The organism is Streptomyces daliensis, from assembly GCF_054782395.1.
Genome location: NZ_BAAGSO010000118.1, coordinates 1 through 15,118 on the forward strand (window position 1 = coordinate 1; position 15,118 = coordinate 15,118).

Below are 15,118 nucleotides of genomic sequence, written 5' to 3' on the forward strand. Positions count from 1 at the left end.
GTCGCCGCACCATACGACGCGCCTGCCCATCCCCAGCATTGATCCACCCACCCCAGCAAGAGCCATCAGAAACGACCTAGCCGCCGTTGACGAGACCGATGTAGCGGTCCCAGTCCCAGTGGGGGCCGGGGTCCGTGTGGTCCGCGCCGGGGACCTCGCTGTGCGCGATGATGCGCTCGCGGTTCTTGGGGATGCCGTAGGCGTCGCAGACGGCCGCGGTGACGGCGGCGGAGGAGCGGTACATCGCGTCCGTGAACCACGCCGCGTCGTCTATGAAGCCCTCGTGCTCGATGCCGATGCTGCGGGTGTTGTAGTCCCAGTTGCCCGCGTGCCAGGCGACGTCCTTGTCGTGGACCATCTGGGCCACGTGCCCGTCTTCAGAGCGCACCACGTAGTGCGCGGAGACCTGCGCGGACGCGTTCTGGAAGTGCTGGACGGTTCCCGCGTAGCTGCCCTGGGTCACGTGGATGACGACGAACTCGACCGGGTACTCCGTGGGGCGGTCGGCGGCCGTGAAGTTGGCGCTGTTGGCCGGGATCCACTCGGCGCCGGGGACGTCGGCGACGGCCGGTGCGCCGTTGCCTCTGCCGGTGGCGAGCGCGGACCCGGTGGCGAGAACGGTACCTGTGGCGGCCACCCCGAAGGCGAGTCCGCCACGCAGCAGGGTGCGTCGTGAGGGGCTGGTGTGACTGCTGGAGTGACTGAAGATGCGGCTGTGCCGTGCGAGGCTCATCGTGTCTCCCAGTGGGGGGTGAAATGGGGGCACGTGCATGACAAGTTGACGCGCGTTGATAGTCGCATCTCGGCCACGTGCTGACAACACTGATCGGAACTGCCATTGGTCGCACCACCGGCGACCGGCCCCGGTGCACCGTCCGGCCTGGTCAGGCCCGGTCCGACCCGTGTGCCGTCGCCTCTACGCGCCGCGTCGCCGGACCGGCACATACCCGCCGGGGTCGTCCAGCACGGCCCGTACCACCGAGTGCGCCGCGCCCAGCAGCGGCCCCTCGGGACCCAGTGCCGAGACCGACACCTCCGGCACGCCGTCCGGCACGGCGGTGCGCCGCTCCAACTCGCTCTCCAGCGACGGCAGGAGCCAGGGGGCCAGCCCCGCCAGCGCCCCGCCCAGCACCACGGCGCGCGGGTCCAGCAGGTTCACGGCGCCCGCGAGGGCGATGCCCAGCGCCGTGCCCGCGCCGCTCAGCGCCTCCAGTGCCGCCGTGTCGCCGTCCCCCGCCCTGGCGGCGAGCGCGGCCAGCGCGTCACCCCGCGTCGTCCCGCCGCCCGTGCCGCCGCGCTCTCCCGCCCCGGCCTCCGCCGTGATCCCCGCCGCCCGCAGCAGCGCCGCCTCACCGGCGTACTGCTCCAGGCAGCCGCGCCCGCCGCACGCGCACGCGGGCCCCTCCGGGCGCACCGGAACATGGCCCAGCTCCCCGGCGAAGCCCCGTGTGCCGCGCAGGAGTTCGCCGTCGAGCACGATGGCCGCGCCGATGCCGACCTCGGCGGAGACATGGATGAAGTCGCGTGCCGACCCCTCGCCACGCCCCAGCCACAGCTCGGCCAGGGCTCCGAGGTTGGCCTCGTTGTCGACGGTCAGCGGAAGCGATCCGTCCGGCCCGCCCGGCCCGCCCGGCCCGTCCAGGTGGTCCAGGTGATCCAAGTGGGCGGCGATGTCCGTGCCCTGCCAGCCGAGGTTGGGGGCACGGACGACGGTCGAGGTGCCGCGCGTGACGAGCCCGGGAACCGCCAGCGCGAGCCCGGCGGGGGCCAGCCCCTCGGCTGCGGCGTCCTCGGTGACCCGTCGCGTCAGCTCGCCGAGCCGAGCCAGCACCGCCGAAGGATCGCTGTCCCGGTTGGCCGCCTCCTCGCTCGTACGGGCGCGTACCCGCCCCCGCAGATCGACCGCGCAGACCGTGAGGTGGTCCACCCCGATCTCCGCGCCGATCCCGCAGGGCCCGCTGTCGGTGAGGGCCAGCGCGCTGCCCGGCCGCCCGACCCCGCCCGAACGGCCGGGGCCCAGCTCGACGAGCAGCCCGGCGCGCAGCAGTTCGTCGGTGAGCGTGGAGACTGCCGCGCGGGTCAGGCCGATGTGCGCGGCGACGGCGGCACGGGAGGACGGGCCGCCCTCGGCGACCGCGTACAGCACGCGTGACAGGTTGCGCCTGCGCATCTCCCGCTGCGACGTGGGCGCCGGAGCTGCCATGGGAATCGACTCCTCCTCGTGCGGCGGCGACGCGCCGACGACGTGAACAGGCGTGAACGTGGGCGGACGTGGAGGAGTGCTGACGTGCGGACTGAACCGGCGCATTGCCGTCGCGACCGTGAACCGGAACGGCCCCCGCCACCAGCCGCCCGCCACCACAACCGCCGCCGCACCCCGCTCCTGCGGACACCGCGAGCGCCGGGCCCGTCCACCCGGACCGGCCCGGACACCCGCGCCCTCACCGGCGCACGGGCAGGCGCCCTCGTCAGTGTGGACGTCAGTGCCGTCGCAGCAGCGTATCCCCGCCCGAGAGGGTGTCGGCGATGCGCGCGAGCGCCGCGTCGTCCCGCTTCACCGCGTCGAAGGAGGGCCCGTCGGCCGTGCCCCAGCGCCGGGCCACCGCCGCCGGGTCCTCGCCCAGGAGCAGCCCGGCGGCCTGCGCCGCCGCGCCGAGCGCGACCAGTTCCTCGGCCCGCGGCACCCGCACGGGGCGCCCCGACAGGCGCAGGACCGTCTCCCGCCAGGCGGTGCCCTTCGCGCCGCCGCCGATCAGGAGCAGGGGCGCGTCGGCGTCGGTCTCCTCGTCCAGGACCTCGTCCAGCGCGCGCAGCAGCGCGAAGACCGCGCCGTCGTAGGCGGCCTGGAGCACCTGGCCGCCCGTCGTGTCGTGCCGCAGACCGTTCAACAGCCCGGAGGCGTACGGCAGGTTGGGCGTGCGCTCGCCGTCCAGGAAGGGCAGCATCGCGACCTCGCCGCCGCCCTCGACGGCCTCCCTGTCGAGTCCGAGCAGCGCGGCCACCCGGTCGACGGCGAGCGTGCAGTTGAGGGTGCAGGCCAGCGGCAGCCACTCGCCGCGCGCGTCGGCGAAGCCGGAGACCGTGCCGGTCGGGTCGGCGGGGCGGTGCGGTGAGGCCGCGTAGACGGTGCCGGAGGTGCCGAGGCTGAGCACCGGCTGCCCCGCGCGCAGCCCGAGCCCGAGCGCCGCCGCCATGTTGTCGCCCGTGCCCGTGGCCACCAGCGCTCCCGCGGGCAGCGGCAGCCCGGAGCGCACCGTTCCGGCGGCCTCTCCGGGGGCGAGGACGCGCGGGAGCAGGGCGGGGGAGAGGTCGACGAGTCCGAGGATCTCCTCGTCGTACGCCTCCGTGGAGGAGGCCCACCAGCCCGTGCCCGAGACGTCGCCCCGGTCCGTCGTGCCCTCTCCGGTGAGCTGCCCCGTCAGATAGTCGTGGGGCAGCCGCACGGCGTGCGTGGCCTCTGCGGCGTCCGGCTCGTGCTCGCGCAGCCAGGCCCACTTGGTGACGGTGAAGGACGTCGCGGGCACACTGCCCACGCGCTCGGCCCACGCCTCGGGCCCGCCCAGCCGCTCGACGAGCGCGTCGCGCTGCGGCGCCGACCGTACGTCGTTCCACAGCAGAGCGGGCCGCACGGGCCGCCCGTCGGCGTCGAGGGTGACGAGGCCGTGCTGCTGGCCGCCGACGGAGACGGCGGCGGCCTCCTGGGCCGCGCGCCCGCACTGGGAGAGCGCCGTCTCCAGCGCTTCCCACCACTTCTCGGGGTCCGTCTCGCGGCCGGAGCCCGAGGTCACGGGGTGCGGGGCCTGGCCGCGTGCGACGACCTGGCCGGTCGCCGCGTCCACGACGAGTGCCTTGGTGGATTGCGTGGAACTGTCCACGCCGATGACGAGTGGACCTTCTGGTGCGGACATGCCTCGCGGCTCCCTCTTCCCTCGCTACAGGTCGTGAGCGCATACTAATTTGTCAACGGCCATGACGAATACCCGTGCGCACGAGGACGTGCGCTAGGAGAAGGGCGACGAGATGAGCTACGAGCCGACGCCGCAGGACAAGTTCAGCTTCGGTCTGTGGACCGTGGGCTGGCTGGGACGGGACCCCTTCGGAGACGCGACCCGGACGGCGCTCGACCCGGTCGATGCCGTGCGGCGGCTGTCCGAACTGGGCGCCTACGGGATCACCTTCCACGACGACGACCTCATCCCCTTCACGACCCCGGAGGGCGAACGGGAGGCGCACGTCAAGCGCTTCCGGCAGGCGCTGGACGCCACCGGCATGAGCGTCCCCATGGCGACCACCAACCTCTTCACGCACCCCGTCTTCAAGGACGGCGCCTTCACAGCCAACGACCGCGACGTACGCCGCTACGCGCTGCGCAAGACCATGCGCAACATCGACCTCGCGGCCGAGCTGGGCGCGGAGACGTATGTCGCCTGGGGCGGACGCGAGGGCGCCGAGTCCGGTGCCGCGAAGGACGTACGGGCCGCGCTCGACCGCATGAAGGAAGCCTTCGACCTGCTCGCCGAGTACGTCACCGAGCAGGGCTACGGGCTGCGCTTCGCCATCGAGCCCAAGCCCAACGAGCCGCGCGGCGACATCCTCCTGCCGACCGTGGGCCACGCCCTGGCCTTCATCGAGCGCCTGGAGCGCCCGGAGCTGTTCGGCGTCAACCCGGAGGTCGGCCACGAGCAGATGGCCGGGCTCAACTTCCCGCACGGCATCGCGCAGGCGCTGTGGTCGGGCAAGCTCTTCCACCTGGACCTCAACGGCCAGAACGGCATCAAGTACGACCAGGACCTGCGCTTCGGCGCCGGCGATCTGCGTGCCGCCTTCTGGACCGTGGACCTGCTGGAGCGCGCGGGGTACGAGGGGCCGCGGCACTTCGACTTCAAGCCGCCGCGCACCGAGGACTACGAGGGCGTGTGGGCCTCGGCCGCCGGCTGCATGCGCAACTACCTGATCCTGCGCGAGCGCGCCGCCGCCTTCCGCGCCGACCCCGCCGTCCAGGAGGCGCTGCGCGCCTCGCGGCTCGACGAGCTGGAGCTGACCACCCTCGACGAGGGCGAGACCCCGGCGGCGCTGCTCGCCGACCGGTCCGCCTTCGAGGACTTCGACGTCGAGGCCGCCGCCGCGCGCGGCATGGCCTTCGAGCGGCTCGACCAGCTCGCGATGGACCACCTGCTGGGCGTGTGAGCAGGGCTGGGCGTGTGAGCCGGGCCGTGTGAGACGGCTCGTGCGAGAGGGCCGCCGTCCCGTACGCGTACGGGACGGCGGCCCCCCCCGTGGACTCGCGGGGTGTGGCCTCAGGAGCCGGCGGGGGTCCAGCCGTCGAGCCAGTCGGCGACCTCGTACGAGGCGGCCTCCTTGTCGCTGAGCTGCGGCCGGTCGGCCGAGGAACCGCCGGTGGCGGCGCCGGGGCCCGTGTTGCGGTACTCGGCGAAGCGGTCCTCCTCCCAGGGGAAGCCGCTCATGTCCGTCCAGGGCGCGTCCTTCACCGCCGCGCTCAGCTCGGTCTCGCGGATCACGGTCTGCGGGTCGAGCGCGGCGTCACCGCCCGCGTGCCAGGGGCGGCCGAGGTAGAAGCTGTCGGCGGGCACGGCTCCGCCGATCCGGCTCTTCGTGATGAGCATTCCGTGCTGCCCCGCCACGGTCGAGGGCGCGGTGACGTAGCCGCCCGGGTTGCTGTCGCGGGCGAGCAGCACGATGTCCGTGTCGTGGAGGACGGCGCTGGCCCGCCCGAAGACGAAGTCCACGTCGCCCTCGACACGGGACCCGGTCATGTAGACCCGCCCGACGGTGCCCTTCGCCGCCGAGTCGAGCAGGAGGGTGTCCTGGTTGCCGAGCGCCGCGATGCCGTCGAGGACGATCTTGTCGCCGTTGGTGCGCAGCGCGACCGCCTGCTTGTTCGTGATGTCCGTTCTGGACTCGTCGAAGTCGTTCACGATGGTGAGGTCGCGCGCCTGGAAGTCGTCGGCCTCGACGGCGACGGTCGCGCTGCCGCTGGTGCCGTACGTGCCGCCGCCCGGCTTCGGCGTCCCGGAGGCGTTGTCGTAGACGACGGTCACGTCGTCCCTGTCCCCGCCCGTGCCCCGGAGGCGGATGTGCGGCTTCGTGCGCGGCACCTTCACCGTCTCGCGGTAGACACCGGGCGCGACGGAGATGGTGACGGGGGAGCCGTTGTTCTCCGGCACGGCGTCCACGGCGCCCTGCACGGTGGTGTGGTCGCCGCTGCCGTCCTTGGCCACGGTGATCTCGCCCGCCGCCTTGGCGCCCGCCTTCGTGGCACCCGTCTTCTTGGCGCCGATGTCGGGCCGCGGGCCCGAACTCTCGCGCAGCAGCGCGGGGACGTCCTTGGCCGGGTCGAGCGTGTAGTCGTAGAAGTCGTGCGGGTCGAAGGCGTCGCCGCGGGTGTCGGTGCGGCCCGACGTGTTCTTGGTGATGCTGCCGCGCTGCACGAGTTCGGCGGTCTCGTCGGCCATGTACGGGTCGTGGAAACCGTCGAAGTAGCTGTTCTCCAGCACCATCTTCGTGTGCCCGCGCGACCAGTTGCCGTAAGCGGAGGCGACCTCGCCGTCCGGCTCGTCCAGCAGGTAGTTGTTGTAGAGGTGGGCATGGGCGACGTTGTCCGTGGACGGGTTGCGCTGCTGCGTCTCGCGGAACCAGTTGTGATGGATCGTCAGGTCGGCAGTGACGTTCTCCGTCCAGCCGATGCCGAACGCCTTGTTGTGCTGTTCGAACCGGTTCCAGGACACCGTCACGTTCGTGGTGTCCTTCCGGCTGTCGACGAGGCCGTCCTCCATGTGTGTCAGATCGTTGTGGTCGATCCACACATGGTGCGCGCCGTCCATCTGGATGGCGTCCCAGTCGTGCTCCTTGCCGTCCCAGTCGCCGTCGTAGGTGTCGCGGATGGTGAGGTTCCGGATGATCACGTTGTGGACGCCCTGGCCGAGGAAGAAGCCGCCTTCGACGATCTCCCCGGAGTTCCCGGCGCCCACGATCGTCTTGTCCGAGGCGACCTTGATCTCCTCGCCCTTCTCGGCGTACTTGATCGCTCCGGCCACCCGGATCGTGTACGGCTCGGCGGCGGTCGCGTACTTCTTCAGTGCCTCCTCCATGGTGACGGTGACCGTCTTGCCGTCCCGCCCGCCGTAGGTGCCGTTCTGGCCGAGCGCGTCGACGGAGGCGAAGCCGTCGGCCTCCTCGGCCCATGCCTTGGGCGCGGTGGCGTTGGCGGTGGCGGCGTCGGCCCGCCCTTCGCCGCCTGGCCAGTCGGCGGGCCAGCCGACGGCGGGTCCGAGGCCGAGGAGCGTGCCGCCCGCCAGCGTCAGCGCGAGCGGCACCGCGGCGAACAGACCGGTGCGGCGCCGGTGCAGGGGGCGCGTCCGCGTGCCTACGGGAGTGGGGTCCCCGGGGTGCGTGGGGCGCCCGGGGGAGTCGGGAGGTGTGCGGCTCATGGGGGTACGTCCGTTCCCTGGGTGGCGACTGTCGTTTCCCAGTCGCCACCCGCGCGGGGAAGGTTGCCGGGGCCGCCCGGACACGCGGCCCCGGCCGCGCTCAGCCGTTGCCGCTGTTGTAGCCGGTGCCGGTGCCGGTGCCGGTGCCGCCGTCGCCGTTTCCGCCGTTCGCGCTGTACATGCCGTGCGGTGTGTCGGCTGGCAGGGACTCCGGGAGTCCGAAGACGCGGAACAGCGCGTCCCCGAAGAACGCCGCGACCCGCTCCACGCGGTCGCCGTCCAGCGTGAGCACATGCACCTGGAAGGGGAGGTAGTCGCCGCCCTCGTGGCGGCTGTAGAGCGCGAAGGCGGGCTGTCCGTTCGCCGCCGTGGGCAGCATGAGGCCCTCTCCGGGGCCGATCGGGCACTGGGTGCCGATGAGGCGGCCGATGTTCTCCGCGCCGTAGAACCACTCGGGGAACGGGGGCATCTCCCAGACCGCGTCCTCCTTGAACAGCTCCACGATCGCGCTCACATCGGAGTGCTCGAACGCCGCCGCGTACCGGTCCAGCAGCTTGCGCTGGTCCGGGTCGGTCGGCTCGGCCAGCTCCTCCTCGACGGGCGCCGCCGCTTCGAGCTGGGCCCGCGCCCGCTGGAGCGCGCTGTTGACGCTCGCCGTGGTGGTGTCGAGCAGCTCGGCGACCTCGGCAGCCCGCCACTTGAGCACGTCGCGCAGCAGCAGCACGGCGCGCTGACGCGCGGGCAGATGCTGGAGCGCCGCCACCAGCGCCAGCCGCATGCTGGAGCGGGAGACGGCGACCGACGCGGGGTCGGTGGGCTGCGACGTCGCGAACATCGCGTCCGGGATCGGCTCCAGCCAGGGCACCTCGGGTGCCTCGACGACGGGGCGCTCGGGATCGTCGCTGGGCGCGCCGAGGCCCGAGGGCAGCGGGCGGCGCCCACGGCTCTCGATCGCGGTCAGGCAGGCGTTCGTCGCGATGCGGTACAGCCACGTACGCAGCGAGGAACGGCCCTCGAAGCGGTCCGCCGCGCGCCAGGCCCGCAGATACGTGTCCTGGACGAGGTCCTCGGCGTCGTGCACCGAGCCGAGCATGCGGTAGCAGTGCGCGAGCAGCTCGCGGCGGTACGGGTGTGCGCGGTCGAGCAGATCGCTTCCGGCGCCCTCACCGCCGGGCACGCCACTGTCGCCGCTGCCGCCCGGCACGCCCGCCGGTTCGCTCATGGCCCCTCTGGGGTCGCCGATCGGGCCGTCTGCCATGGTCGTTCGCCTTTCGCCGGTCTCAACGCTCGCTCACCGCTCGAAGTGAGTTTCCCAGGGGCGCGGCATCCGTGTCGCTCGTTTGTGCGAATCTGTGAAGAGAGTCTTCTCCCGCTCACGAACATGGACGAGCATGGACAAGAGACACGTGAGGCACACGCGGGGCCCGGGGGCCGCACTCGCGCCGGACGGCCAGGCGGCGGGGCCGACCGTGCCGACACCGCCCAGTGTGCCCCTATCGGGCGGCAAGGGCGTGCCGTTTTGGGCTCTTTCCCCCGCGTCCCTCTCCGTCCCGCCCGGTCCGGCGCTTCCCGGCTCTCTCCGGGGCTCCTCGGCCCGTCAAGCGCGCGCGGGCGTGCGCGTGCCGCACGGCACCGCCGAGTGTCGTCGGCCTGGGCAGCCGGGCGGGGAGTCCGCCGTGCTCAGGGACGTGCGTCGGTCTCCGGACCGGTCTCCGGGCCGGTCTCCGCGGCGGTTTGCGCGCCGGGCCCCGAACCGGACTCCGTGCCGGACTCCTCGTCCCGCGCCGCGGGCAGCTCGGCCGCCGCGGGATCGAGCACCCGGGCCAGGAAGGCGCGGGTGCGCGCGTGCCGGGGCTCGACCACGACCTGCTCGGGCGCCCCCTCCTCGACGATCACCCCGCCGTCCATGAACACCACGCGGTCGGCGACCTCCCGCGCGAAGCTCATCTCGTGCGTGACGACGAGCATCGTCATGCCCTCGTCCGCCAGCGTCCGCATCACCGCGAGCACGTCCCCGACCAGCTCGGGGTCGAGCGCCGAGGTCGGCTCGTCGAAGAGCATCAGCCGCGGGTCCATGGACAGGGCGCGCGCGATGGCGACGCGCTGCTGCTGGCCGCCCGAGAGCTGCGCGGGGTAGGCGCTCTCCTTGTCGGTGAGCCCGACGCGGCGCAGGTTGTGGCGGGCCGTCTCCTCGGCCTCGGCCTTGCCGCGGCCGAGGACGCGCCGCTGCGCGATGGTGAGGTTGCCGAGCGCGGTCAGGTGCGGGAACAGGTTGAAGGACTGGAAGACCATCCCGATCCTGCGCCGCACCCTGTCGATGTCCACGTCCGGATCGGTCACCTCGGCGCCCGCCACGGTCACCGTTCCCGACGTCGGCTCCTCCAGCAGGTTCACACAGCGCAGCAGCGTGGACTTCCCCGACCCGGAGGGGCCGATGACGCAGACCACTTCTCCGGGGGACACCGACAGGTCGATGCCGCGCAGGACCTCGAGGTCACCGAAGGACTTGTGCAGCCCGGTGATCTCGATGGCCGCCGCGCCGTCCGTCTCGGCGCCCGTCGTGCCCGTCGCACTCGCTGTGCCCGACGTACCCGCCGCGCCCGCTGGGCCGGTCCCGCCTGTCGCGTCCACGCCCGCCTCACGTCCCCCCACGTTCGCCTCGCTCACGCTCACTCGCGCCTCACGCCGTCCTTCCGCTGCCGCCTCGTTCGTCCCGCCCGGCCCGCCGCACGCTCCCGCACGCTCACCTGGCTCTCGCGGTACGGGTCTCCAGGCGCCGCACCAGGTGGCCGAGCGGGAGGGTGATGGCCAGATAGAAGAGCCCGGCGATGAGGATCGGGGTCAGGCTGCGGTGCTGGTTGAGCGCGTCGCGGCCGAACTTGGCCAGTTCGTACTGCCCCATGGACAGTCCCAGCAGATAGACGAGGGAGGAGTCCTTGGTGAGCAGGATCAGCTCGTTCGCCAGCGGGGGCAGCACGATGCGGAACGCCTGCGGGATGATGATCGAGAACATGGCCCGCGACTGCGACATGCCCAGCGAACGGGCCGCCTCCGTCTGCCCCTTGGGGACCGCCTGGATGCCCGCGCGGATCGTCTCCGCCATGTAGGCGGCGCCGACGAGGCCGAGTGCGAGCATCACCGTCACGTACTGGTTGATCGAGACCTGGAAGGCGAGCGGAACGCCGAAGCCCAGAGCGATGAAGACCAGCAGCGCGGGCACACCGCGGAAGAACTCGATGTACCCGACGGCCAGCCAGCGGTACGGCGGCACCTTCGACAGCCGCATCAGGGCCAGCAGCAGCCCGAGGACCAGGCCGAAGCCGAAGCCGAGCACGGTGTAGACGACGGTGTTGACCAGCGCCGTCGTGATCACGTCGGGGAACTGCGCCCTGGCGACCTCGATGTCGAAGAAGGCGCGGCGCAGTTCGCCCCAGTCGGCCGCCAGCGCGACGACGAGGAGCCCCAGGACCAGCACCCCGTACTGCGTGCCGCGGATCGCGCGGGCCCGCTGGCGGCGGGAGAGGGAGCGGGTGCGGCTACGGGCGGGGGAAGCGGTCACTTCGGCTCCTCACCGAACCACTTCTTGTAGATCTTGTCGTAACGGCCGTCCGCCTTGGCGTCCTTGACCGTCTCGTCGATCTGCTTGCGCAGCGCGTCGTTGCCCGTGCGGACGGCGATGCCGTACTGCTCGCCGGTGTCGAACTCGGCGGTGACCTCGGTGTCCTTGTTCTTCCTGGCGTAGTCGTAGAGGACGCCGTTGTCGTTGATGGCGGCGTCCACCTGGCCCGTCTGCACGGCGGTGAGCAGCAGCCCGACGTCCTCGAAGGTGACCTGCTCGACGCCCTTGGCGTTCTTCTTCGCGTACTCGGCGCCCGTCGTGGACTCCTGGACGCCCAGCTTCTTGCCCTTGAGACCGGCGAGGGACTTGTAGTCCGCGCCCTTCTTGGTGATGAGGGCCTGCGTCGCCTCGAAGTACGGCGCTGAGAAGTCGACGTTCTTCTCGCGCACATCCGTGATGGTCATGCCCGCGGCGGCCAGATCGCACTTGTTCGCGTTGAGGTCCTCGCCGGACTGGATGCCCTCGAAGGGCGTGTCGACGATCTCCTGCTTGACTCCCAGGTCCTTGGCCACGAGGTCCACGAGGTCCACGTCGAAGCCGACGACCTTCTTGCCCTCCCGGAACTGGAAGGGTTCGTACGGAAGGTGCGTACAGGTCTTGAGCTGCCCCGCCGAGACCAGCTCCACCTCGTTGCCGCCCTTGCCCGTGGTCTCCGTGCTGGAGCAGGCGGAGGTGAGCGCCGCGAGCAGCGTCGCGCACGCGGTGACGGTGAGAGTCCGCGGAAGGGACTTACGAGAAGACCATGGGGACACAGCGCCTCCGGGGATGTGTCGGTGACCCGCGCGAACGGGTGGTTTCGAACAGACGGGCAAGTGCCGTTGCATCCTGCCACCGGTCACGTTGCCTGTCGCCGCCGCGGAGGTTGCGACCACGTAACGGGCCGGGCCCCGCGCCCCGGGGACCCGGCCCTGCTACGAAAGGCCCGTCGTACGCGTGCCCGCGGGCCCGGATTCCTCAGCCGTTTTTGCCCCTGCGGCGCTTACGGGCGCGGCGGCGGCCCTTGCTGAAGAACCAGCCCGCTGGGGGTTCGTCCGCGCGCCACGGCTGCGGCTCCGGAGGCCGGTCCCGCCAGCGCTCACGGAGCATGCGGGTGCGGGCCGCCGGTTCGTTCACCTCCGCGCTCCGGATGAAGTCCTCGTCGAGGACGAGATCGTCCCAGCGCTCCTCGCGGTCACCGGAGCCCTCGCCGCCACGCTCCGTTCCGTGACCGTTCGCCTCGCTGCCCATGAGCTGCCTCCGTCCACTGCCCGACGGGTCCCCTCACCGGATCGTCGGTCAAGGCTTGGTAAAAGGGCAACGTCCCGGGGCCGGCCGTTGTTCCGTGGCCCTCACTTCTGTCTCGTTGGATGGAACGCAACCTATGAGACAGATCACATTGACCTCACGTTGGGAACAGGGTTGTAGTGGCCCACTGACGCAAGCGGTCCCTGCTCGAAATTCATCTGGGATCTTCGATCCGGGCTCAGTGCAGGGCTAAAACCTGGGATTCAAAGGACTACGCATGGGCCTGCAAACGCCGAGCGCCTCCGAGGCAGCGGCATCCGGTGACCCCGGAACACCCCCGGGCGACTCGCTCAAGGCCGGACTGAAGAACCGCCACCTTTCGATGATCGCGATCGGCGGCGTCATCGGTGCGGGACTCTTCGTCGGCTCCGGCGCGGGCATCGCCAAGGCCGGACCCGCCATCCTCATCTCCTACGCGCTGGCGGGGCTGCTCGTCGTCCTCGTGATGCGCATGCTCGGTGAGATGGCCGCGGCCGACCCCTCCTCCGGCTCCTTCTCGACCTACGCCGACCGCGCCCTGGGGCGGTGGGCGGGCTTCACCATCGGATGGCTGTACTGGTTCTTCTGGGTCGTCGTGCTCGCCGTAGAGGCGACAGCGGCGGCCACCATCCTCACCGGCTGGGTGCCCGCCGTGCCCCAGTGGGCGTGGGCACTGCTGGTGATGATCGTCCTGACCGCGACCAACCTCGCCTCCGTCGGCTCCTACGGGGAGTTCGAGTTCTGGTTCGCGGGGATCAAGGTCGTCGCGATCGTGGCGTTCATCGTGATCGCGGGCCTCGCCGTGTTCGGGGTGCTCCCCGGGACGGACGCGGTCGGTACGGAGAACCTGACCGGACAGGGCGGCTTCCTGCCCAACGGGCCCGGCGCGATCCTCTCCGGGATGCTCCTGGTGGTCTTCTCCTTCATGGGCAGCGAGATCGTCACGCTGGCCGCGGGTGAGTCCGCCGAGCCGTCGAAGATGGTGCGCCGCGCCACCAACAGCGTCATCTGGCGCATCGGCATCTTCTACCTGGGCTCGATCGGCCTCGCGGTGGCGCTGCTCCCGTGGAACTCCGACGCCCTCCTGAAGGAAGGCCCCTACGTCGCCTCGCTGAACGAGATCGGCATCCCGCACGCCGGGACGATCATGGACGTCATCGTGGTGACGGCCGTGCTCTCCTGCCTCAACTCCGGTCTCTACACGGCCTCCCGCATGGCCTTCTCCCTGGGGCAGCGCTCCGACGCGCCCAAGGCGTTCGGACAGACCGACAAGCGGGGCGTGCCGGCCGCCGCCATCTGGTCCTCGGTCGCCTTTGGCTTCGTCGCCGTGATCTTCAACTACACCTCGCCCGAAACGGTCTTCGAGTTCCTGCTGAACTCCTCCGGCGCGGTGGCCCTCTTCGTGTGGCTGGTCATCTGCTTCTCGCAGCTGCGGATGCGGCGCATCATCGAGCGGGACATGCCGGAGAGGCACACGGTGCGCATGTGGCTGTACCCGTACCTCACGTACGCGACCATCGCGCTGATCCTCTTCGTGATCGGCTACATGTTCTACGACGCCGAGGGACGCCAGCAGATGATCATGTCCGTGGTCGTCGGCGCGCTGGTCCTCGCCCTGGGCGTCTGGCGCCAGCGCCAGCGCCGCCGCGTGTAACTCTCGCGGGGGACGTCCCCCGCTGTCTTCTGCCCGGTTCCGTGATGGGACCGTCGGCCTCCGGGCCCGGCATGACTGTCCCCCCTGTCGAAGGGATGACCTGGGGGTGTCGCCGGGCCCGGAGGCGCCGTTGGAGACGCTGAGGGGAGGTCCGACGACCGCCTGGCCAGGCGCAATGCCCGGCAGCTCGCGGGGCGGGCCGAGCACTCAGCGCGGCGTGGTGCCGCCTGTTGGTACTGTCGGACCGTTGAATGGTTCATCGGCGGCGAGGCGGCTCGGGGCGCGGCAGCCGCCTGGAGGGGTGGGGATGGAAAGGGCAGCGAGCGAGAGCGGGGGAGGAGTCCGGAGCGTGCTGCGCGCCCTGGATCTCCTGGCCCTGTTCGACGAGTCTCACCGTACGCGCAGTGTGCGTGAACTGGTGGATGCCTCCGGACTCGCCAAGTCCACCGTGGTGCGCCTTGTGGCCACGCTGGAGGAGCGTGGCCTGCTGTGGGTCCAAAGCGATGGGCGGTTGACGCCCGGGGCGGGTCTGCTGCGCTGGGCGGCGCTGGCGCAGGAGGCGTGGCGCCTGCCGCTGGAGGCGGTGGAGTGCCTGCGGGTGCTGTCGGTGGAGTCGGGCGGGGAGTCCTCCCGGATCTACGTCCGGCAGGGGACGTCCCGGGTGTGCGTGGCGCAGCACGAAGGCACCCAGCAACTGCGGCATGTGGTGCGGATCGGTGAAGAGATGCCGCTGTGGGCGGGTGCGTCCGGCCATGTGCTGCTGTCCGGCTGCACTGACGCGTTCCTGCGCCGGGTGGCGAAGGGGGCCGGTCAGGACCCGGAGGTGCTGGCCGAGCGGGCGCGCTTGGCCGCCGAGCGGGGCTGGGCGGCCAGCGACGGCGAACGGGAGCGGAGCGTGGCCGCTGTCGCCGCCCGCGTCACCGATGACCAGGGACGGGTCGCCGCCGCGGTGTCCCTGGGCGGACCCAGCAGCCGCTTCACCGCTGAGCACATCGAGGCGTTCCTGCCCGTACTGACGAAGGCCGCCCGAGAGCTGACGGAGCTTAGGTTCCTCTCGGCCGGCAGCTGACCGCATACGGGGGAGGCCGCCTCACGTGTGCGCGGGGCGGCCTCCGTCATCTCTGTCGTCCGATC

12 protein-coding genes are annotated in these 15,118 nt (G+C 71.7%); 3 read left to right on the top strand and 9 right to left on the bottom strand.

The window, feature by feature from the left end:
- Positions 1–76: 76 nt before the first annotated feature.
- The 3 genes from ACYVOO_RS31625 to xylB form a co-directional block, all read right to left on the bottom strand.
- Entirely contained in the window at positions 77–733 is a 657-nt protein-coding gene (locus tag ACYVOO_RS31625) for an N-acetylmuramoyl-L-alanine amidase (protein ID WP_461019150.1), read from the bottom strand.
- Positions 734–916: 183 nt separating this feature from the next.
- Positions 917–2,203 (bottom strand): ROK family transcriptional regulator, encoded by a 1,287-nt coding sequence (locus tag ACYVOO_RS31630; protein WP_461019151.1) that lies wholly within the window; start codon positions 2,201–2,203, stop codon positions 917–919.
- A gap of 277 nt (positions 2,204–2,480) precedes the next feature.
- Positions 2,481–3,908, bottom strand: a complete 1,428-nt coding sequence (gene xylB, locus ACYVOO_RS31635; protein WP_461019152.1) for a xylulokinase — start codon at positions 3,906–3,908, stop codon at positions 2,481–2,483.
- A gap of 112 nt (positions 3,909–4,020) precedes the next feature.
- Between xylB and xylA the strand changes: the two genes are divergently transcribed.
- Positions 4,021–5,187: a xylose isomerase gene (xylA, locus tag ACYVOO_RS31640; RefSeq protein ID WP_461019153.1), complete on the top strand. Its 1,167-nt coding sequence runs from the start codon at positions 4,021–4,023 to the stop codon at positions 5,185–5,187.
- A gap of 110 nt (positions 5,188–5,297) precedes the next feature.
- On the opposite strand, the gene ACYVOO_RS31645 is transcribed toward xylA, so the two are convergent.
- From ACYVOO_RS31645 to ACYVOO_RS31670, 6 genes are all read right to left on the bottom strand, one after another.
- A complete protein-coding gene (locus ACYVOO_RS31645) occupies positions 5,298–7,448 on the bottom strand; it encodes a pectinesterase family protein (protein WP_461019154.1) in 2,151 nt (716 codons plus the stop codon).
- Between the two features lie 100 nt (positions 7,449–7,548).
- A complete protein-coding gene (locus ACYVOO_RS31650; protein WP_461019155.1) occupies positions 7,549–8,706 on the bottom strand; it encodes a sigma-70 family RNA polymerase sigma factor in 1,158 nt (385 codons plus the stop codon).
- Between the two features lie 422 nt (positions 8,707–9,128).
- Positions 9,129–9,977 carry an amino acid ABC transporter ATP-binding protein gene (locus ACYVOO_RS31655; RefSeq protein ID WP_461019462.1) on the bottom strand — a complete coding sequence of 283 codons (849 nt, stop codon included), beginning with the start codon at positions 9,975–9,977 and terminating at the stop codon, positions 9,129–9,131.
- A gap of 214 nt (positions 9,978–10,191) precedes the next feature.
- The gene (locus tag ACYVOO_RS31660; protein WP_461019156.1) at positions 10,192–11,007 is read right to left on the bottom strand and encodes an amino acid ABC transporter permease; all 816 of its coding nucleotides are present in this window, start codon (positions 11,005–11,007) and stop codon (positions 10,192–10,194) included.
- Positions 11,004–11,819: a basic amino acid ABC transporter substrate-binding protein gene (locus ACYVOO_RS31665; RefSeq protein ID WP_461019157.1), complete on the bottom strand. Its 816-nt coding sequence runs from the start codon at positions 11,817–11,819 to the stop codon at positions 11,004–11,006. The genes ACYVOO_RS31660 and ACYVOO_RS31665 overlap by 4 nt, the downstream gene beginning before the upstream one ends.
- 202 nt (positions 11,820–12,021) lie before the next feature.
- The gene (locus ACYVOO_RS31670; RefSeq protein WP_453347635.1) at positions 12,022–12,294 is read right to left on the bottom strand and encodes an SGM_3592 family protein; all 273 of its coding nucleotides are present in this window, start codon (positions 12,292–12,294) and stop codon (positions 12,022–12,024) included.
- Between the two features lie 274 nt (positions 12,295–12,568).
- Here ACYVOO_RS31670 and ACYVOO_RS31675 point away from each other — a divergent pair, with 274 nt between their 5' ends.
- Together ACYVOO_RS31675 and ACYVOO_RS31680 are read left to right on the top strand one after the other, a co-directional pair.
- Entirely contained in the window at positions 12,569–13,984 is a 1,416-nt protein-coding gene (locus tag ACYVOO_RS31675; protein ID WP_461019158.1) for an amino acid permease, read from the top strand.
- Between the two features lie 349 nt (positions 13,985–14,333).
- Complete coding sequence (locus tag ACYVOO_RS31680; protein ID WP_461019159.1) at positions 14,334–15,053, top strand: IclR family transcriptional regulator; 720 nt, start codon at positions 14,334–14,336, stop codon at positions 15,051–15,053.
- Positions 15,054–15,118: the final 65 nt, after the last annotated feature.